Below are 18,306 nucleotides of genomic sequence, written 5' to 3'. Positions count from 1 at the left end.
CAAGTCGGCGACGTCTTGAGCAACAAGGTGCCGTCACCAACTCCGCTGTCGTCCCTGCGAAAGCAGGGACCCATACGCCGCGGCTGTTGTTGTGAACGGGATTCGTCGTTCCAGCGCAGCTCGACAATTCATATCGGTGGTTATGGGTCCCTGCTCCCGTGCGCAATTGCGCACTAGGCAGGGACGACGCAAAATTTGTTGCCCGTCCTTCACGCCATATTTGTAACAGCAAGTCGGCGACGTCTTGAGCAACAAGGTGCCGTCACCAACTCCGCTGTCGTCCCTGCGAAAGCAGGGACCCATACGCCGCGGCTTCTGTTGTGAACGGGACTCGTCATTCCAGCGTAGCCCGACGATCTGAATCCGTGGTTATGGGTCCCTGCTTTCGCAGGGACGACATGGAGTGTGCTGCCACTGCTCAGCGCAGGCTGGCGTTGATCTTGTCCAGCACGGCCGAGCCGGGGCAGAGCGCCTGTTCGTCCAGCGTGTTGAGCGGCGTCTCGACGGTGTCGAGATGGGTGTGCAGATCCTCGGCGTCCGGATCGACATAGAGCAGGCCAGTGACGATCTGGCCCTTGGCCGCGTGCTTCTGCAGGAAGGTCATGGCGCCGAGGCGATCATGCGGATCGTAGTCGGCGTCGAGCTTGCGCAGCGCCAGCCGCGAGCCGTCATGCTGCTCGACCACCTGCACGGTGCCGGGCGCATAGTCGACGCTGATCGGATCGCGGCCGACCAGCACGTCGAGGCGGTTCACCGCGTCATTGTGCTCGCGGACATAGTCGAAGCTCTTGGTCGAGCCGGCGTGGTTGTTGAAGGCGATGCAGGGGCTGATCACGTCGATGAAGGACGCTCCCTTGTGGCGGATCGCAGCGGCAATCAAGGGAACCAATTGCGTCTTGTCGCCGGAGAAGCTGCGCGCCACGAAGGTGGCGCCGAGTTGCAGCGCGATCGCGACCAGGTCGATCGCATTGTCGGTGTTGGTGACGCCCTTTTTCGACTTCGAGCCGCGGTCGGCGGTGGCGGAGAACTGGCCCTTGGTCAGGCCGTACACGCCGTTGTTCTCAACGATATAGGTCATGTTGACGGCGCGCCGGATCGAATGCGCGAACTGGCCGAAGCCAATCGAGGCGGAATCGCCGTCGCCGGAGACGCCGAGATAGATCAGGTCGCGGTTGGCGAGATTGGCGCCGGTCAGCACCGACGGCATGCGGCCGTGCACCGAGTTGAAGCCGTGCGAATTGCCGAGGAAATAGTCCGGCGTCTTCGACGAGCAGCCGATGCCGGAAATCTTCGCCACCCGGTGCGGCTCGATCGAGAGCTCGTAGCAGGCCTCGATGATCGAGGCGGTGATCGAATCGTGGCCGCACCCGGCGCACAGCGTCGAGATCTTCCCCTCGTAGTCGCGGTGGGTATAGCCCAGCTCGTTCTTCTTCAGGCCGGGATGATGAAACTTCGGCTTTGCAATGTAGGTCATGACAGCACCTGCGCTCCCCGCCACGTCATGGCCGGGCTTGTCCCGGCCATCCACGTCTTGGCCGGGAGAAAGGATGTCGTGGATGCCCGGGACGAGCCCGGGCATGACGGCGGACAGATCAGGTGATCGATCATGTCACGGCCTTGCGGAGAGGGGTCACCTTGAGGTGGTCCTGGTGGTCGCCGATGGCGCCCGCGATGAAGCGCGCGGTGATCGGCGTGCCGTCATAGTGCAGGATCGGCACCAGCCTGACGGGGTCGATGCCGTTCTCGTTGACGATCAGCTGGCGGAGCTGCGCGTCGCGGTTCTGCTCGACCACGTAGACGAAGTCGTGGTCGGCGATGAAGCTTGCGACGCTGGAGTGGAACGGGAAGGCGCGGATGCGCATGCGGTCGAGCTGGTGGCCGCGCGCCTCCAGGATCCCGATCGCCTCGTCCATCGCGGGCGAGGTCGAGCCGAAATAAATCACGCCGTATTTGGTCGGCTTCGCCGCATTGGCCTGCAGCGGCCGCGGCACCATGTCCTGCGCGGTCTCGAACTTGCGCACCAGGCGCTGCATGTTGTCGGCGTAGACCGCGCCTTCCTCGGAATAGCGCGCGTAGCGGTCGCGCGAGGTGCCACGGGTGAAGTAGGAGCCCTTGGTCGGATGCGTGCCAGGATAGGTGCGATAGGGGATGCCGTCGCCGTCGACGTCGAGATAGCGGCCGAAGTCGCGGCCTTCCTCGAGCATCTCCGCGGTCATCACCTTGCCGCGGTCATATTGCTTGGCGTCGTCCCACTTCAGCGGCCGGCACAGCCGGTGGTTCATGCCGATGTCGAGATCGAGCATCAGGAAGATCGTGGTCTGCAGCCGCTCGGCGAGGTCGAAGGCGGCCGCGGCGAACTCGAATGCCTCCGCCGGATCTTCCGGGAACAGCAGCACGTGCTTGGTGTCGCCGTGCGAGGCATAGGCGCAGGCGATCACGTCGCACTGCTGGGTGCGGGTCGGCATGCCCGTCGAGGGGCCGGCGCGCTGGATGTTCATGATCACGGCCGGGATCTCGGCGAAATAGGACAGGCCGATGAACTCGGTCATCAGCGAGATGCCGGGACCCGAGGTCGCGGTGAAGGCGCGCGCGCCGTTCCAGGAGGCGCCGATCACGATGCCGATCGAGGCGAGTTCGTCCTCGCCCTGCACGATGGCGTACTTCGCCTTGCCGGTCTCGGGATCGTGGCGGTACTTCTTGCAGTGGCTGGTGAAGGCTTCCGCCACCGACGATGACGGCGTGATCGGATACCAGGCGCACACGGTGGCGCCGCCATAGACGGCGCCGAGCGCGGCCGCGCTGTTGCCTTCGACGAAGATGCGGTCGCCGACCTTGTCGGACTTTTTCACCCGCAGCCCGACCGGGCATTTCAGGTTCTGCAGCGCCCAGTCGCGGCCGAGATGCAGCGCATGGACGTTGGAGGAGAGCAGCTTCTCCTTGCCCTTGTACTGCTCGCCGATGAGCTGCTCGACCAGCTTGGGATCGAGGTCGAGCAGGGCGCAGAGCGCGCCGAGATAGATGATGTTCTTGAACAGCTGGCGCTGCCTGGGATCGGTGTAGGTCGAGTTGGTAATCGCGGTCAGCGGCACGCCGATGACGGTGATGTCCTCGCGGAATTTCGACGACGGCATCGGCTTGGTCGAATCGTAGAACAGATAGCCGCCGGGCTCGATCGAGGCGACGTCCTTGTCCCAGGTCTGCGGGTTCATCGCCACCATCATGTCGACGCCGCCGCGGGCGCCGAGATGGCCGTCCTCGGTGACGCGCACCTCATACCAGGTCGGCAGGCCCTGGATGTTTGACGGGAAGATGTTGCGTGGCGAGACCGGCACACCGTGGCGCAGGATCGAGCGCGCGAACAGCTCGTTGGCGGAAGCCGAGCCCGAACCGTTGACGTTGGCGAAGCGGACGACGAAGTCGTTTACGCGGCTGATCGGGCTTTGGACTGACATGTTGATCCCGCTTGAACCATATCGATGAGGTACTTCTGCATGTCCCAGGCGCCGGTCGGGCAGCGCTCGGCACACAGCCCGCAATGCAGGCAGACGTCTTCGTCCTTCACCATGACGCGGCCGGTCTTGAGGTCGCCGGAGACGTAGAGCGCCTGGTCGTGATGCGGCGAGGGCGCTTTCAGCCGCTGCCGCAAATCATCCTCCTCGCCGTTCTCGGTGAAGCTGATGCAGTCCATCGGACAGATGTCGACGCAGGCGTCGCACTCGATGCAGAGCGGCGCGGAGAACACCGTCTGCACGTCGCAATTCAGGCAGCGCTGCGCCTCGCCAAGTGCGAGCTTGAGGTCGTAACCGAGCTCGACCTCGGCGCGGATGTCCTTCAGCGCGACCACCTTGTCGCGATGCGGCACCTTGAAGCGCTTGTCGGCGGAGATGTCGTTGTCGTAGCTCCACTCGTGGATGCCCATCTTCTGCGAGGAGACGTGCACCTCGGGCAGCGGGCGCTCGTTGATGTCCTCGCCGGACAGCAATCGGTGAATGGAGAGCGCGGCGTCGTGGCCATGCGCCACCGCCCAGATGATGTTCTTCGGCCCGAACGCCGCATCGCCGCCGAAGAACACCTTCGGATTGGTCGAGACGAACGTCTTGGAATCGACCTTCGGCATGTGCCACTTGTCGAATTCGATGCCGCAATCGGCTTCGATCCAGGGGAACGCGTTCTCCTGGCCGACGGCAACGAGCACATCGTCGCAGGGCACGGTCTCGTCCGGCTCGCCCGAGGGCACCAGATTGCGGCGGCCCTTGGCGTCGTACTCCGCCTTCACCTTCTGGAAGGTGACGCCGATCAGCTTGCCGGCCACATGCTTGAACGCCACCGGCACCATGTAGTTGAGGATCGGGATGTCCTCGTGAAGCGCGTCTTCCTTCTCCCACGGCGAGGCCTTCATTTCCTCGAAGCCGGAGCGGACGATCACCTTGACGCTTTCGCCGCCGAGGCGGCGCGCGGTGCGGCAGCAATCCATCGCCGTGTTGCCGCCGCCGAGCACGATGACGCGGCGGCCGATCTTGTCGACGTGGCCGAACGACACATTGGCCAGCCACTCGATGCCGATATGGATGTTGGCGGCGGCCTCCTTGCGGCCGGGGATGTCGAGCTCGCGGCCGCGCGGCGCGCCGCTTCCGACGAAGATCGCGTCATAGTTCTCGGCGAGCAGCTGCTTCAGGCTGTCGACGCGCTGGCCGCCCCTGAACTCGACACCGAGGTTCAGGATGTAGTCGGTCTCCTCGTCGATCACGCTGTCAGGCAGGCGGAATTTCGGAATCTGGCTGCGCATCATGCCGCCGGCCTTGGGATCGCCGTCGAACACGGTGCAGTGATAGCCGAGCGGCGCGAGATCGCGCGCCACGGCGAGCGAGGCGGGGCCGCCGCCGACCAGCGCGACGCGCTTGCCGTTCTTCGGCCCGGGCTTCGGCAGCCGATGCTTGATGTCGTCCTTGAAGTCCGCGGCGACGCGCTTCAGGCGGCAGATCGCGACCGGATTGTCCTCGACGCGGCCGCGGCGGCATGCCGGCTCGCATGGACGGTCGCAAGTGCGCCCGAGAATGCCGGGGAACACGTTGGACTTCCAATTGATCATGTAGGCGTCGCTGTAACGCCCCTCAGCAATCAACCGGATGTACTCGGGAACAGGGGTGTGTGCGGGACAGGCCCATTGGCAATCGACTACTTTGTGAAAGTAATCCGGCGCCGAGATATCAGTCGGTTTCATTCCTACCTTTGACCCGCGCGAAAATGCCAGACCCGCGCGGCCTTATCGTTGACGACGAACGCTCACGTGGCGTTGTTCTGGTTTTTGAATTGGATCATAGGCTTATCTTATTAGAGCCGTTCCAGAGAAGGCAAAGGCTAAATTGTCCGATCATCAGCTTTCGCGCGGCTGATGCGCGTGTAGCGTTAATCTCGATTGCGTTATGTGGCGGTGCAGCATGATCTGCACCGCCACGCTTGCTTGAGAGAATGTTTTTCGGGATAGCGTTCCGCACGTTTCCGGATCAGGCTTACTCGCGCGGCAGGTCGCTCTTCGCGATATCCCACAACAGCTTGTAGACGCCGCTGGTGACCACAAGCGGCTTCAAGGCTGCATTGCCGGTGATACCTGCGGCCGCTGCGGGGACCGCGCCGACGTCGGTGGCGTCGATCAGCACGAACCAGTCGCCCGCGCCGGGATCGGGTTTCTCCGCATCCGGCGTGAGCGGCTTCGACAGGTCAGGGTCGTTCTCCAGAAGGTGCATCGAGATGATGCCGTCGCGCGAAGCTGGATCGAGTTGCTCCCGCAATGCAGCGCGAAGTTTGTCCGCGCCTTCGGCGGGCGGGCGCAGGCGGATGATACCGAGCGCTGCACCTCTGCCGACGCCGCGGCTGATCGTGATCCGCGCGACCCCGCGGATCATGTTCTGAAAGCGCGCGATATTGGCCTTCGACCAGTCGGTCTGGTTGGCGAGCGCCTTGCGATAGGCCGGGCTCTCGAGCACATCGAAGGTCGCGGTCGAGTAGAGGCTGAGATATTTCGGCTTGCCGTCATGGGCGACGTAGCGGCGGGCTTCCAGGAAGCCGTCGATGGCGACCCGTTCCTCGAGATGCTCGCGGTCGTACCAGCGATTGAATTCAGCTTCGTGCAAGCTGTCGATATCCATCGAGGTCAGCAGCATGCCTTGTCCGGCGATTGGCATCGAGTGCTCCTTTTTTGTTTTGCCTGTTTTATCCGCGCAATATCGCCCGATCGCGTGGAGCAGGGAAGCCGGTTCCCGGCAGCGCAGACCAAGGATTGCCACAATTGCTGCAATCCTGTTCAGCACCGGTTCACAGAGGTAGCATTTCATTCGTTACGCCAACTCTCGAGAAGAAAAGGGACGACCACCATGGCACGCATTCTGTGGGCATTGATCGTCGGTCTGGTGTCGCTCGCCTCGCTTCCCGTGCATGCGCAGGATCAGGAAAAGCGTCTCGCACTTGTCGTCGGCAACGGCGCCTATGAGGCCGGCGCGTTGCAGACCGCCGCGAACGACGCCGGCCTGATCGCGCAGACCTTGCAGGCCGCCGGCTTCGACGTGATCGGCGCGCGCGATCTCGACGGCGAGACGCTGCGCAAATCGTTCCGCGATTTCATCCAGAAGGTGCAGGAGGCGGGGCCCAATGCCGTCGCCTTCGTCTATCTCGCCGGCTACGGTGTGCAGCTCACCGGCGAGAACTATTTCGTGCCGGTCGATGCCAAGATTGCCCGCGACACCGACGTGCCGGTCGAGGCGATCCGCATCTCCGACTACAGCCATCAACTCTCGGCGCTGCCGATCAAGGCCGGCGTGATCGTGCTCGATGCGGCGCGCAGCAATCCCTTCGCCAAGGAAGGCCAGCCGCTGGCCGGCGGTCTTGCGCTGGTCGATCCCGATCCGAAGATGCTGATCGGCTTCAATTCGGCGCCCGGCACCGTTGCCCCTGACGGTGCGCCGCCCTACGGGCCTTACGCGCAAGCGCTGGCGGAAATGATCCGCACCGGCGGCCTGACCCTGCCCGAGGTGTTCGACCGCGTCCGCCTGCGCGTCAACGAGATGACCAAGGGCGCCGAGATCCCGTGGGATGCGCACAAGGTCGACGCGCCCTTCATGTTCTTCGAGCGCAAGCCGGACGCGCCGCCGCAGCAGGTCGATGCCGGGCTGCGCACCAAACCGATCCGCGATTTCTCGGCGCAGGATGCCTACGCCGCGGCGCTGGAGCGCGACACGCTGCAGGGCTACGAGGATTACCTGCAGGCCTATCCGGACGATCCGCTGGCCAGGCGCGTGCGCGCGATTGTGGCGGCGCGGCGCGAGGCCATCACTTGGCGGCGCACCTACAATGCCGACACGCCTGATGCGTACTGGTCGTACCTGCGGCGTTATCCGCGCGGGCCGCATGCCTACGACGCCCGGCGCCGGCTCGCCTATCTGTCGGCCGCGCTCGAGCCGCCGCCGCAGTTCACGGCGCTCGACTATGACGTGCCGCCGCCGCCGCCCGACGAGGTCGTCTATGTCGACCGTCCGGTGCTGTACTACAGCGATCCGGTGTTCGACTTCGCGCCGCCTCCGCCGCCGCCGGTGGTCTTCCTGCCGCCGCCGCCGCCGGACTTCGTCGTGCTGCCGCCACCGCCGCCGCCGATCGGCCTGTACGTGCTGCCGACGCCGATGTTCGTGGCGATGCCGGCCTATGTCGCCGCACCGGCCTATGTCGTGCCGCCGCAGAACAACATCGTGTTCAACAACATCCACAACACCACAGTGATCAACACGGTCATCAACAATCCCAACCCGACGCCGGCGCAGCTCCATGCGGCCGGGGTGACGGCGGCGATGGGCGGCGCGCCGGTGACGGCGGCACCGCGACTGCCGGCCGCGGCGATGCAGCGCGCCAATCTGCCGGGCGCTCCGCAAGGCGTGACGCCCGCGCAAGGTGCGGCGATGGGAGCTCCGCGCGCGGCACCAAATGCTGCCGCGGCACCGAACGCTGCTGCCACTCCGAATACTGCCGCCGCTCCGAATGCGATGGGCGCGCCGGGCACACCAGGTGCGCATACCCTGCCGGGCGCGAAAAATGGACCGCCGCTGCCGCAGTCGGCGACCGCACCGGCCAATGCCATGCAGCATCGCGCTGTGCCGCCGGGAGCCGCACAACCCGGCGCCGCGCAACCGGGGGCAAAGCAGAATGCGGTGGCGCCGGGCAAGCCGGCGGCTGCCATGGCGCCTGCCAATGCGCAGCCTGCTCCTCCGGCCAAGCCCGGTGTCGCCCCGGCGACAAACGCGCCCGCCTCACCCGCGGCCGCTGGCAAGCCAGGAGCGCGACCGCTTCCGCATGCGGCGACCGCTCCGACCGCAAACGTGAAGCCCTCGACGGCGCCGTCGCCGGCGAACCGCGCGATGTCGACACGGCCGACCCCGGCCGCGCGCCCGGCACCCGCGCGCGCGGCAGTGTCGCCGGCGCCGGTCTCGCGGCCCGCGCCGGCGCATGCGGCAGCTCCGCCGGTCCATGCCGTAGCTCCGCCAGTCCGGGCTGCGGCTCCGCCGCCGCGGCCGGTTGCCCCGCCACCTCGTGCTGCGGCTTTGCCGCCGCGTCCGGCCCCGGCACCGGCTCCGCGCGCCGCGCCGCCGCCACGGCCGGCGATGCAGGTGCAACACGCAGCGCCGCCACCGCGGATGGCGGCGCCGCCAAGGCCCGCGGCCGCGCCACGGGCAGCGCCGGCATGTCCTCCCGGCAAGTGCAAACATTGAGGGAAGCAAGGGAGCCGGTCGAGTTCTTCACCGGCTCTTGATGTCGAGGGTGTTCCGGCGGCGGGTCTAAAGCGCGATGAGATTAGGTTGAATCGTCATTGCGCCTTAGCTCTTTGTTTGAGCATGATCTTTTCGGAAAACCGCTTCGCACTTTTCCGGATCATGCTTTAGCGCTTGGCCGCCAGATCCGCGATCGCCTTCATCACGGCGTTGCGGATGCCGGGATCGTAAAGGATATGGCCCGCGCCATCGATGATGCGGACCTCGCTGCCCGGCCAGCGCGCGGCGAGCGCGTGCGATGTCGCGGGCGGGCACAACAGATCGTAGCGACCCTGCACCAGGATGCCGGGAATGCCGGCGAGCCGGCCGGCCTCGTCCATCAATTGACGCGGCCGCATGAAGCAATTGTTGGCGAAGTAATGCGCCTCCATGAACGGCGTCGAGGGCAGGGCGCCCGAGGCCTTGAGGTCGAGCCGCGTCTGCTTCGGCGTGTGCTCCGACAACGCGCGTTCGGTGTCGTGCCAGGCGCGCGCGGCCGGCGCATGCACGGCGGCGTCCGGATCGAGGATGCGGCGATAATAGGCCGCAAGCGGCGATGCACGCTCGCTCTCGGGCAGGAAGTTGAGGAAGTCCTCGTGGAGGGCGGGATAGAAGCGCGGCAGGGCGCGCAGGAAAACGTCGTCCAGCTCCTCGGCTGTGCCGAGAAACGTCGCGCGCAGCACCAGCCCGCTGACCCTGTCAGGATGGGCCTGCGCATAGGCCAGCGCCAGCGTCGCGCCCCAGGAGCCGCCGACCACCATCCAGCGCGCGAAGCCGAAGCGCTCGCGGATCTTCTCCATGTCCGCGATCAGGTGCTGCGTCGTGTTGTTGTCGCGGCTGCCCTTCGGCCGGCTGCGACCGCAGCCGCGCTGGTCGAACAGCACGGCGTGAAAGCGCTCGGGATCGAACAGCCGGCGATGATCGGGCTGGCAGCCGCTGCCGGGGCCGCCATGCAGATAGACCGCGGGGATGCCGCCCTCGCGCCCGACGCTCTCGACATGGAGATCGTGGCCATCGCCGACGTCGAGCCATTCCGACGTCAGCGGCGCAAAGGGATCGGCACGCCTCGCGGCCTTGCCGACGTCGGCGTCAGGCGCCATTGCGCTTGTCCTGGGATTCGTTCCGGGGGTCGTCCGTCTCCAGCGTGCCGCCGGCGAAGTTGCGATACAGGAAGCGGTTCTGCGTGCCGGCGGATTCCCGCTCGGCCTGCTTGAAGATCTCCTCGTGTCGCGGCGACAGCGCGCAGGCCGGGTCGGTGTTGCCGGCATCGCCGGTCAGCGCAAAGGCCTGGCAGCGGCAGCCGCCGTAATCGATCTCGCGGAATTCGCAACTCTTGCACGGCTCCGGCATCCAGCCGGTGCCGCGATAGCGGTTGAAGGCCTCGGAGTTCTGCCAGATCCAGGCGATCGAATGATTCGAGCGCACCGATTCGAATTCGAGACCGGTGATGCTCTCGGCGGCGTGGCACGGCAGCACCTTGCCGGCCGGCGAGATGTTGAAGAACTGCCGGCCCCAGCCGCCCATACATTTCTTCGGCCGCAGCGCGTAGTAATCCGGCACCACATAGTCGATCGCGAGCGTGCCCTTCAGGCGCACCTGGGCTTCCTCGACGATGCGGCTGGTCTCCTCGATCTGCTCGATCGTCGGCATCAGCGCGGCGCGGTTCTTCAGCGCCCAGCCGTAATACTGCACGTTGGCGACCTCGAGCCGGTCGGCGTCGAGGTCGACCGCCATCTGGATGATATCGGTCAGCTGATGCAGGTTCTGCCGGTGCATCACCGCATTCACCGTGAGCGGCAATTCGAGCTCGCGCGTCCATTTCGCGACCTCGAGCTTCTTTTTGTGCGCATCCTTCAGCCCTGCCACGCGGTCGGCGACGCCGGGTTCATTGCCCTGGAAGCTGATCTGCACATGGCTGAGGCCGGCGTCGGCCAGCGCCGAAAGCTTGTCCCTGGTCAACAGCACGGCCGAAGTGATCAGGTTGGAATAGAGCCCGACATCGGTCGCGTGCTGCACCAGCTCGACGATGTCCTTGCGCGCGGTCGGCTCGCCGCCGGAGAAATGGATCTGCAGCACGCCGAGCTCGGCAAGCTCGCTCAGCACCTTCTTCCATTCGTCTGACGTGAGCTCGGTCGAGCCGCGGTCGAGCTCGACCGGGTTGGAGCAATAGGGGCATTGCAGCGGGCAGCGGTGGGTGACCTCGAGGAGCACCGCGAGCGGGATGCCGTAGGTCTCGGCTGCCGAGCGCGTTTGTTCGAGCACCGCGAGCCCGTCGGTTGGGCCTGCTGTCGTCGTCTTGTTGTCGGCGAGCGTGTCACTCATGCTGTGCTCTCGCGCGCTTCGGTGAGAAAACCCTTGTCGGCCAGATCCTGCAGCATCGCGATCACGTCGGTCGCGATCGCCTCGCGTGGGGCGGCGTATTTTTCCGCGAGTTGGTCCACCATCTCGGCGACACTGCGCACGCCGTCACACAGCTGCAGTACCTCGACCGCGATGTCGTCCGGCGCCAGCACGCGCTCCGGCGCCAGGATAACCCAGACCTGCCGCGTCTCGTCGAATTTCAGCTTGGTATGGCGCGGCAGTTTCGGCCGGCTGGTCTCGCTGACATTGATGTTGCGGCTGGCCATGATCGTGTCTCTAACCTGTCTTCGGCACGAAGGCGCCGGGCGGAATCTGGCCGTCGACATACGCATGATACAGCGCGTCGAGTTGCACCCACAGCACGTTGGTCTTGAAGATCAGCGCGTTGCAGACCGCTTCGCGCTCCGCCGGCGTCCTGGCGTGCTGCTTGACATAATCAAGCGCAAAGCCGGCGTCGCGCGGCGCCTGGGTCAGGCGGCGGCTGAAATAGCTCATGATGTCGGGGTTGACGAAGTCGTAGTGCTTCAGCATCCCCGAAATGCGCTCCTCGTGCAGGTTCGGCGCGAACAATTCGGTGAGCGAGGAGGCGATCGCCTCCAGCGGGGTGCGGTCGCGGCAGAAATGCACATAGGCTTCGACGGCGAAGCGCGTCGCCGGCAGAATGCCTTCGGTGGACTCCACATAGGCAGTGTCGAGGCCGAGGCCTTCGGTCAGCTTCAGCCAGCGCTCGATGCCGCCTTCATTGCCGAGATCGCCGTCGTGATCTTCGATACGGTGGCGCCATTCGATCCTTGTGTTGCGGTCGCGGAAGCGCGAGATCACCATCGCGTCCTTCAGCGGGATCGTGCTTTGGTAGTAATAGCGGTTCAACGCCCAGGCCTGGACCTGGCCCTTGTTGAGCTTGCCGCCGTGCAGCAGGCGGTGGAACGGGTGCAGGCTGTGATAGCGCGTGGCACCGATCGTGCGCAGCGTCGCCTCCATCTCCTCGGCACTGTCGAGCGTGATGCCCTTGCCGATCGAGAGCGCGGTCATTCCGGTGGTAGGCACGACATTCACAGCACGATCTCCGTTCCGTCGGAGGGAATCTGCCAGCCCGCCTGTTCGGCCGCCTTGCGTTCGGCCGAGGTCCCAAGCAGCGCCGGGTTGGAGTTGTTGATATGCAAAAACACTTTTCGTCCGATGTCGAGCCCGGCGAGGCTGGCGATCGCACCCTGATCGCCCGACATCGCGATATGGCCCATGCCCTGGCCGGTCTTGTTGCCAAGGCCCGCCGCGATCAGTTCGTCGTCGCGCCACACCGTGCCGTCGAAAAACACCAGCGGGGCGCCCCTGAGCCGGGATTTCAGGTCGTCAGTCACCCGTGCGCAGGCGGCCAGGAAATAGAAATATTTGCCGCTGCGCCTGTCCGCAATACGCAGGCCGAGCGTATCGCCGACGCCGTCGGCGCCCGCCGGATGCGCCTTGCCCTCGAGATACCATGCGCCCTTGCCGGGAACCTCAAACGGCAGCACCTCGAGCCCGGACGGCGATCCGTCGGGCAGGGCCGGTTCGAAGGCCTGGTCGACCGCGATCGGCCGGCGGTCGACGTTCTTGTCACTGAGCACGTTGAAGATGCTGTTCGAGCGCAGGATCGCAAGCACCCGCTCATGCGCGTAGATCGTGAACGGCGATCCCTCACGCATCGACAGCAGCCCTGCGACCGCGTCGATCTCGCCATTGGTGAGGATGACGCCCGCGATCGGACTATGGCGCAGTGCGCCAGGCCTCGGATGCAGCTGCGACGTGGCAATCAGCTGCTGGCGCAGATCCGGGGAGGCATTGACCAGGAACCAGTGCACGCCATCGCCGCTGACGGCGATCGAGGCTTGCGTGCTCTGCAGTTCGGGATGGTTGCTTCGCGCCGTCCTGCAGACGGCACAGCCACAGTTCCACTGCGGAACGCCGCCACCCGCTGCGGCACCCAGGACGACGACACGAAGCATGATCCGTCCCCTGGAGAAGCTTGGCCTGGAGAAGTTTGTTGGACCCAGAAACGTTACGAGGTGGACCCCGGATTTGAAACACACTCCCTTGTTCGGGAGCGCGTTACGCCCGGATGTCCACCTGCGCTAAAACGCTAAACGTGTAGAGGGCGCTACCGCTTACTTGCGGGTTGCGCACATATACATGTTGATTTCCATGCCGACCGACACTTCGACGATCTTCGGTGCTTTCCAGGCCATTTGGCTCTCCTTGTTGCAACCGGACGAACTTTCCGCCCTGCAGGCTAAACTACTGTGGTTGGAAAAGTTCGCCAGTTAAATTTTCTGTAAGGTGCCGCCTCGAAGGGCATGCTGCACTGCGGCAAGCAAATCCTGCCCACTCACAAATTTGTGCGCGCGTTTCCCGTCAAAAGCCCGTGGCATCAGACCTTTTTCCTGTTGTTCGCCACACGGTGAATGGTGATGTTGGAATAAGTAGACAGCAGCCCCGCGGTCCTCCGAAGGTCCTGGTGGCGATCCTGCGCTTCCCGGTGACGGGAGGTGACTAACCGAGCCGAGTTCAGCCGATGCCACGCTATTTCTTCAATACCCGTATCGGCGACGAGCTGATCTCCGATCCCGACGGCGAAATCCTGCGGGACCCGGATCGTGCGTGGGAAATGGCGCGCGCGATGATTCGCGAGCTGCTCAAGACCGAGGGCGCCGACGGCGCGCTGCTCAGCGCCGTGATCGAGGTGACCGACGACGAGGGCGAGGTCGTGCTGGAGTTTCCATTCACGGAGGCGATTCTCGACCGCCCGGACCGCTCGATGACAAGGCACTGACGCGCGCTGGCCCGCGGCGCGGCCACAACCATGCGTTGGCCGATGCCAGCATGTTTCCGATTGCAATTGTCCGGACAAATTCACAAGACTATGAACGGAAAGCCGAACCGCGCCGGGCGACGTCAATGGCGCAATTAACAACGGCTTCCACCCAGGGGAGATCTTCATGAAAAAACACTCGTTCGCACCGCGCAGCGTGCTGCTCGCGGGGGCCATGCTCGGGGCGTTCACGCTCTCTGCTGCGGCGCAGCAGCCGGCCGCGCCGGCGGCAGGTGCCGCCCCCGCCGCCCAGCCGCTGCCGCCCGGCTCGCCCTTGATCGGGCGTCCGGACAATGAAGCCGCCGCCAAGCTCGCGCCAGTGGCGCCGCCGCCGCTGCCGTCCGCGCCCGACAAGCTGCCGCTCGCCAAGCTCAAGGTGCCGGCCGGCTTCAATGTCGAGGTCTATGCGGCCGGCATGGCCAATGCGCGCTCGCTGGCGCTCGGCGACAAGGGCACGGTGTTCGTCGGCAGCCGGCTCGTCGACAAGGTCTATGCGATCGTCAACAAGGACGGCAAGCGCTCGGTCAAGGTGATCGCCTCCGGCCTCTATCGTCCGAACGGCGTCGCCTTCAAGGACGGCACGCTTTACATCGCCGAGCTCTCGAAGGTCTCCAAGATCGACAAGATCGAGGACAATCTAGACAACCCGCCGAAGCCCACGGTCATTTACGACAAGCTGCCGAAGGACGAGGCGCATGGCTGGAAGTTCATCGCCGTCGGTCCCGACAGCAAGCTCTATGTTCCGGTCGGCCAGCCCGGCAACAACGTGCTGCACGACGCCGACCACGGCCAGATCCGCCGCATGAATCTCGATGGCTCCGGCGCCGAGGTCTACGCGCTCGGCGTGCGCAACACGGTCGGCTTCGACTGGAATCCCGAGAACAAGCAGATGTACTTCACCGACAACGGCCGCGACTGGCTGTCGGAGACGGTGCCGGAAGACGAGCTTAACCGGATCACCAAGGCGGGCGAGGATTTCGGCGCGCCGTACTGCTACCAGGGCAACATCATCGACCAGGAGCTCGGCTGGGGCAAGAACTGCAAGAACTACACCGCTCCGGTCGGCCTGATGGGCCCGCATACCGCTTCGCTCGGCATGCGCTTCTATACCGGCAGCATGTTCCCGAAGAGCTACAGGAACGTAATCTTCGTCGCGCGTCACGGCTCCTGGAACAAGTCGCAGAAGCAGGGTGGTGACGTGGTCGCCGTCAGGCTGAACAAGGACGGCACCGTGAAGTCGATGGAGCCGTTCCTGACCGGCTTCCTCGAAGACAACAAGTATGTCGGCCGCCCGGTCGACGTGATGCTGCTGAAGGACGGCTCGCTGCTGGTCTCCGACGACTGGAACGGCGCGGTCTATCGCGTCAGCTACGGCAAGCCGAAGGTCGCCAATCAGTAACAACCACCAACGTCATTCCGGGGCGATGCGCAGCATCGCACCCTCAGGTGCGCAGTGGCGCACCGAGAATCTCGAGATTCCGGGTCTGGTGCTCGCGCACCAGCCCGGAATGACGGAATTGCCGGGAGCAACCGATGCGCAAGACGATCATTCCAGGGCTCCTGGCTGCATTCACTGTTTTCTCCGCAAATGCCGAGACCATTCAGGAGCGCGCCGCGGCGTGCTTTGCCTGCCATGGCGAGCATGGCACGTCGGAAACCGAGAACACGCCGTCGCTCGGCGGCCAGACGGCGCCCTATGCGCTGATCCAGCTCTTCATGTTCCGCGAGAAGCTGCGGGTGTTCGAGCCGATGAACGAGATGGCGAAGCCGCTGACCGACGACGATTTGCGCAGCTTCTCGGATTTCATCGCGACCTTGCCGAAGCCCACGCCGCCTGCTGATGCCGGCGATCCGGCGCGGATGGCGCGGGGCCAGGCGCTGGCGCAGCAGAACCGCTGCAATAGCTGCCACAACACCGATTTCTCCGGCAAGGAGAATGTCCCGCGCATCGCCAACCAGCGCGAGGACTACCTCGCCAAGACGCTGGCCGAATACAAGGACAACAGCCGCCACGGCTATGATGCCACCATGGCCGACGTGATGCAGACGGTGACCAAGGAGCAGATCGGCGACCTTGCCTATTACATCGCGCATGTCCGCTGAAACATCAGGCGGCGGACCGCTGGCCATGTTCTCCGCGCGGCGCTAAAACGCAGCGTCACACGGAGTTGCACATGCAGGATATTTGGCGTCTGTCGGCGGCCGAGCTCGCCAGCCTCATCAAATCGAAGAAGGTGTCGGCGAAGGAGGCGGCGGAGGCCGGGCTCGCCCGGCTCGATGCGGTCAACCCGAAGCTCAACGCGGTGGTCGATCACCGGCCGGACGACGTGCTGGCGCAGGCGGCCAAGGTCGATGCGGCCATTGCGCGCGGCGAGGCGGTGGGGCCGCTCGCCGGCGTGCCAATCACCATCAAGGTCAATGTCGACCAGGAGGGCTACGCCACCACCAACGGGCTGAAGGCGCAGCGCGACGTCATCGCCAAGGTCGACAATCCGGTGGTCGCCAATCTGCGCAAGGCCGGCGCTGTGCTGCTTGGCCGCACCAATTGTCCGGCGGTCTCCTATCGCTGGTTCACCACCAACCTCATTCACGGCGACACCAAGAACCCGCGCGATCCCGGCATCACCCCGGGCGGTTCGTCCGGCGGCGCGGGCTCGGCGGTCGCGGCCGGCATCGGCCACATCGCGCACGGCACCGATATCGCCGGCTCGGTGCGCTATCCGGCCTATGCCTGCGGCGTGCACGGCCTGCGGCCAAGCATGGGCCGCATCCCGGCCTTCAATTCGGCTTTGCCGGAGCGGCCGATCGGCCCGCAGATCAGCGCGGTGTCGGGCCCGCTGGCGCGCACCGTCAACGATCTGCGCATTTCGCTCGCGGCGATGTCGGCGCCGGACTATCGCGACCCCTGGTATGCGCCGGTGCCGCTCGAAGGCCCGCCGCGCGAGAAGCGCGTTGCGATGTGCCTCAATCCGGATGGTCTCGATCCGGTGCCGGAAGTGGTCGCCGCGGTGGCCGACGCCGGCAAGCGCTTGCAGAAGGCCGGCTGGATCGTCGAGGAAATTGCAAACACGCCGTCCTTGCGCGAGGCGGCCGAGATCCAGACCCGGCTCTGGCTCGGCGACGGCTACGAGGCCCAGCTCGCCTTCGCCGAGCGCGAGGGCGATCCCGGCGCACTGGCCTGTCTGCGCGGCGTCCGCGCCCGGGTGCATCCGTTCGACCTGTCGCAGGCGCTGACCCGCCGCGCCACCCTGACGCGCGAATGGTTCGCCTTCTTCGACAAATATCCGGTGCTGCTGATGCCGGTCTCCGGCGAGCTGCCGTTCCCCGACCATCTCGACCGCAAGGACGAGGCGTCGTTCGCACGGGTGTGGCACGCGCAGCTGCCGCAGATCGCGATCCCGTTCATGGGGCTTCCCGGGCTCGTGGTCTCCACCGGTCTCGTGGGCCGGATCCCGGTCGGCGTGCAACTGGTGGCCGGACGCTACCGCGAGGATCTCTGCCTTGCCGCGGGCGAGGCGGTCGAGGCCGGCGGCACGCCGTCGGCTGCGATCGATCCGGTCGGTTGAGATGGCGACCGTTTACGATTTCACCGCCAAGTCGCTCGCCGGCGACGACGTGCCGCTGCAGCGGTTCGAGGGCCAGGTGCTGTTGATCGTGAACACGGCGAGCGCGTGCGGGTTCACGCCGCAATATAAGGGCCTGCAGGAGCTGCACGCGGGGCTGTCGCCGCGCGGCTTTGCCGTGCTCGGCTTCCCCTGCAACCAGTTCGGGGCGCAGGAGCCGGGCGATGCGAAGCAGATCGCCGCGTTCTGCGAGACCAACTACGCTGTGACGTTTCCGATGTTCGCCAAGATCGACGTCAATGGCTCAGGTGCGCATCCATTGTACGAACATCTGAAACGTGAGAAGTCGGGCCTGCTCGGGCCGGCGATCAAATGGAACTTCACCAAGTTCCTGGTCGATCGCGCCGGCAAGGTCGTGGCGCGGCATGCGCCGACTGCCCGGCCCGAAGGATTGAGGAAGGATATCGAGGCGCTGCTATGAGCGACGACAACGACTCCAACGACCAATTCCCCGACCGCCTCTCGGTCGATCCGAACAGCCCGTACTACAATGCGGATATTCTCGCCCGCGATGTCGGCATCCGATTCAAGGGTGTCGAGAAGACCAATGTCGAAGAGTACTGCATCAGCGAAGGCTGGGTCCGCGTCACCGCTGGTAATGCCAAGGACCGTTACGGCAATCCGCTGACCATCAAGGTGCACGGGCCGGTCGAGCCGTATTTCCGGGATAAGACGAAGTCCTGAAGCT

The 18,306-nt window shown here is 65.2% G+C and carries 17 protein-coding genes; 7 read left to right on the top strand and 10 right to left on the bottom strand.

Annotation, left to right across the window (positions count from 1 at the left end; all coding sequences use genetic code 11):
• Positions 1 to 418 precede the first annotated feature (418 nt).
• The 4 genes from QA639_RS32035 to QA639_RS32020 all read right to left on the bottom strand — a co-directional run bounded on the left by QA639_RS32035 (position 419) and on the right by QA639_RS32020 (position 6,182).
• Complete coding sequence (locus QA639_RS32035) at positions 419 to 1,474, bottom strand: 2-oxoacid:ferredoxin oxidoreductase subunit beta (RefSeq protein ID WP_028332672.1); 1,056 nt, start codon at positions 1,472 to 1,474, stop codon at positions 419 to 421.
• Positions 1,475 to 1,604: 130 nt separating this feature from the next.
• Entirely contained in the window at positions 1,605 to 3,452 is a 1,848-nt protein-coding gene (locus QA639_RS32030; protein ID WP_157345439.1) for a 2-oxoacid:acceptor oxidoreductase subunit alpha, read from the bottom strand.
• Positions 3,422 to 5,221 carry an FAD-dependent oxidoreductase gene (locus tag QA639_RS32025; RefSeq protein WP_283088023.1) on the bottom strand — a complete coding sequence of 600 codons (1,800 nt, stop codon included), beginning with the start codon at positions 5,219 to 5,221 and terminating at the stop codon, positions 3,422 to 3,424. The genes QA639_RS32030 and QA639_RS32025 overlap by 31 nt, the downstream gene beginning before the upstream one ends.
• A 289-nt stretch (positions 5,222 to 5,510) precedes the next feature.
• Positions 5,511 to 6,182, bottom strand: coding sequence for a DUF4286 family protein (locus tag QA639_RS32020; protein ID WP_050383242.1), 672 nt, complete (start codon positions 6,180 to 6,182; stop codon positions 5,511 to 5,513).
• Positions 6,183 to 6,371: 189 nt separating this feature from the next.
• Here QA639_RS32020 and QA639_RS32015 point away from each other — a divergent pair, with 189 nt between their 5' ends.
• A complete protein-coding gene (locus QA639_RS32015) occupies positions 6,372 to 8,750 on the top strand; it encodes a caspase family protein (protein WP_283088022.1) in 2,379 nt (792 codons plus the stop codon).
• Positions 8,751 to 8,917: 167 nt separating this feature from the next.
• On the opposite strand, the gene pip is transcribed toward QA639_RS32015, so the two are convergent.
• The 6 genes from pip to pqqA form a co-directional block, all read right to left on the bottom strand.
• The gene (pip, locus tag QA639_RS32010; protein ID WP_283088021.1) at positions 8,918 to 9,889 is read right to left on the bottom strand and encodes a prolyl aminopeptidase; all 972 of its coding nucleotides are present in this window, start codon (positions 9,887 to 9,889) and stop codon (positions 8,918 to 8,920) included.
• Entirely contained in the window at positions 9,879 to 11,111 is a 1,233-nt protein-coding gene (gene pqqE / locus QA639_RS32005) for a pyrroloquinoline quinone biosynthesis protein PqqE (protein WP_050383239.1), read from the bottom strand. Before pqqE ends, pip begins: the two co-directional genes overlap by 11 nt.
• Complete coding sequence (pqqD, locus tag QA639_RS32000; protein ID WP_028332665.1) at positions 11,108 to 11,416, bottom strand: pyrroloquinoline quinone biosynthesis peptide chaperone PqqD; 309 nt, start codon at positions 11,414 to 11,416, stop codon at positions 11,108 to 11,110. Before pqqD ends, pqqE begins: the two co-directional genes overlap by 4 nt.
• Positions 11,417 to 11,426: 10 nt before the next feature.
• Entirely contained in the window at positions 11,427 to 12,182 is a 756-nt protein-coding gene (gene pqqC / locus QA639_RS31995) for a pyrroloquinoline-quinone synthase PqqC (RefSeq protein WP_028342422.1), read from the bottom strand.
• A 20-nt stretch (positions 12,183 to 12,202) separates the two neighbouring features.
• Positions 12,203 to 13,132, bottom strand: a complete 930-nt coding sequence (gene pqqB / locus QA639_RS31990; RefSeq protein ID WP_050383236.1) for a pyrroloquinoline quinone biosynthesis protein PqqB — start codon at positions 13,130 to 13,132, stop codon at positions 12,203 to 12,205.
• Between the two features lie 159 nt (positions 13,133 to 13,291).
• Positions 13,292 to 13,372 (bottom strand): pyrroloquinoline quinone precursor peptide PqqA, encoded by an 81-nt coding sequence (gene pqqA, locus QA639_RS31985; RefSeq protein ID WP_035635412.1) that lies wholly within the window; start codon positions 13,370 to 13,372, stop codon positions 13,292 to 13,294.
• A gap of 326 nt (positions 13,373 to 13,698) precedes the next feature.
• Here pqqA and QA639_RS31980 point away from each other — a divergent pair, with 326 nt between their 5' ends.
• The 6 genes from QA639_RS31980 (at position 13,699) to QA639_RS31955 (ending at position 18,302) form a co-directional block, all read left to right on the top strand.
• On the top strand, positions 13,699 to 13,956 hold the full coding sequence (locus QA639_RS31980) for a DUF6894 family protein (RefSeq protein WP_028332662.1): 258 nt from the start codon (positions 13,699 to 13,701) through the stop codon (positions 13,954 to 13,956).
• Between the two features lie 166 nt (positions 13,957 to 14,122).
• Positions 14,123 to 15,394 (top strand): PQQ-dependent sugar dehydrogenase, encoded by a 1,272-nt coding sequence (locus tag QA639_RS31975; RefSeq protein WP_157345429.1) that lies wholly within the window; start codon positions 14,123 to 14,125, stop codon positions 15,392 to 15,394.
• A 134-nt stretch (positions 15,395 to 15,528) separates the two neighbouring features.
• Complete coding sequence (locus tag QA639_RS31970) at positions 15,529 to 16,098, top strand: c-type cytochrome (protein WP_157345426.1); 570 nt, start codon at positions 15,529 to 15,531, stop codon at positions 16,096 to 16,098.
• A 71-nt stretch (positions 16,099 to 16,169) separates the two neighbouring features.
• Positions 16,170 to 17,561, top strand: coding sequence for an amidase family protein (locus tag QA639_RS31965; RefSeq protein ID WP_157345424.1), 1,392 nt, complete (start codon positions 16,170 to 16,172; stop codon positions 17,559 to 17,561).
• 1 nt (position 17,562) lies between these two features.
• Entirely contained in the window at positions 17,563 to 18,039 is a 477-nt protein-coding gene (locus QA639_RS31960; RefSeq protein WP_028332658.1) for a glutathione peroxidase, read from the top strand.
• Positions 18,036 to 18,302, top strand: a complete 267-nt coding sequence (locus tag QA639_RS31955) for a DUF3297 family protein (RefSeq protein WP_050383232.1) — start codon at positions 18,036 to 18,038, stop codon at positions 18,300 to 18,302. Before QA639_RS31960 ends, QA639_RS31955 begins: the two co-directional genes overlap by 4 nt.
• Positions 18,303 to 18,306: the final 4 nt, after the last annotated feature.

The organism is Bradyrhizobium pachyrhizi, from assembly GCF_029714545.1.
In the GTDB taxonomy this organism is placed as follows: Bacteria; Pseudomonadota; Alphaproteobacteria; order Rhizobiales; family Xanthobacteraceae; genus Bradyrhizobium; species Bradyrhizobium pachyrhizi.
Note: the sequence above shows the minus strand (reverse complement) of the source record. Positions and strands in the feature narration are given on the sequence as shown.

Coding starts and splice junctions, on each gene's coding strand:
- QA639_RS32035 (WP_028332672.1), bottom strand. CDS start 1,474: ATGACCTACATTGCAAAGCCGAAGTTTCATCATCCCGGCCTGAAGAAG.
- QA639_RS32015 (WP_283088022.1), top strand. CDS start 6,372: ATGGCACGCATTCTGTGGGCATTGATCGTCGGTCTGGTGTCGCTCGCC.
- QA639_RS31965 (WP_157345424.1), top strand. CDS start 16,170: ATGCAGGATATTTGGCGTCTGTCGGCGGCCGAGCTCGCCAGCCTCATC.
- pqqA (WP_035635412.1), bottom strand. CDS start 13,372: ATGGCCTGGAAAGCACCGAAGATCGTCGAAGTGTCGGTCGGCATGGAA.
- QA639_RS31960 (WP_028332658.1), top strand. CDS start 17,563: ATGGCGACCGTTTACGATTTCACCGCCAAGTCGCTCGCCGGCGACGAC.
- pqqC (WP_028342422.1), bottom strand. CDS start 12,182: ATGACCGCGCTCTCGATCGGCAAGGGCATCACGCTCGACAGTGCCGAG.
- QA639_RS31975 (WP_157345429.1), top strand. CDS start 14,123: ATGAAAAAACACTCGTTCGCACCGCGCAGCGTGCTGCTCGCGGGGGCC.
- QA639_RS31970 (WP_157345426.1), top strand. CDS start 15,529: ATGCGCAAGACGATCATTCCAGGGCTCCTGGCTGCATTCACTGTTTTC.
- pqqB (WP_050383236.1), bottom strand. CDS start 13,132: ATGCTTCGTGTCGTCGTCCTGGGTGCCGCAGCGGGTGGCGGCGTTCCG.
- QA639_RS31955 (WP_050383232.1), top strand. CDS start 18,036: ATGAGCGACGACAACGACTCCAACGACCAATTCCCCGACCGCCTCTCG.
- pqqD (WP_028332665.1), bottom strand. CDS start 11,416: ATGGCCAGCCGCAACATCAATGTCAGCGAGACCAGCCGGCCGAAACTG.
- pqqE (WP_050383239.1), bottom strand. CDS start 11,111: ATGAGTGACACGCTCGCCGACAACAAGACGACGACAGCAGGCCCAACC.
- QA639_RS32025 (WP_283088023.1), bottom strand. CDS start 5,221: ATGAAACCGACTGATATCTCGGCGCCGGATTACTTTCACAAAGTAGTC.
- QA639_RS31980 (WP_028332662.1), top strand. CDS start 13,699: ATGCCACGCTATTTCTTCAATACCCGTATCGGCGACGAGCTGATCTCC.
- QA639_RS32020 (WP_050383242.1), bottom strand. CDS start 6,182: ATGCCAATCGCCGGACAAGGCATGCTGCTGACCTCGATGGATATCGAC.
- QA639_RS32030 (WP_157345439.1), bottom strand. CDS start 3,452: ATGTCAGTCCAAAGCCCGATCAGCCGCGTAAACGACTTCGTCGTCCGC.
- pip (WP_283088021.1), bottom strand. CDS start 9,889: ATGGCGCCTGACGCCGACGTCGGCAAGGCCGCGAGGCGTGCCGATCCC.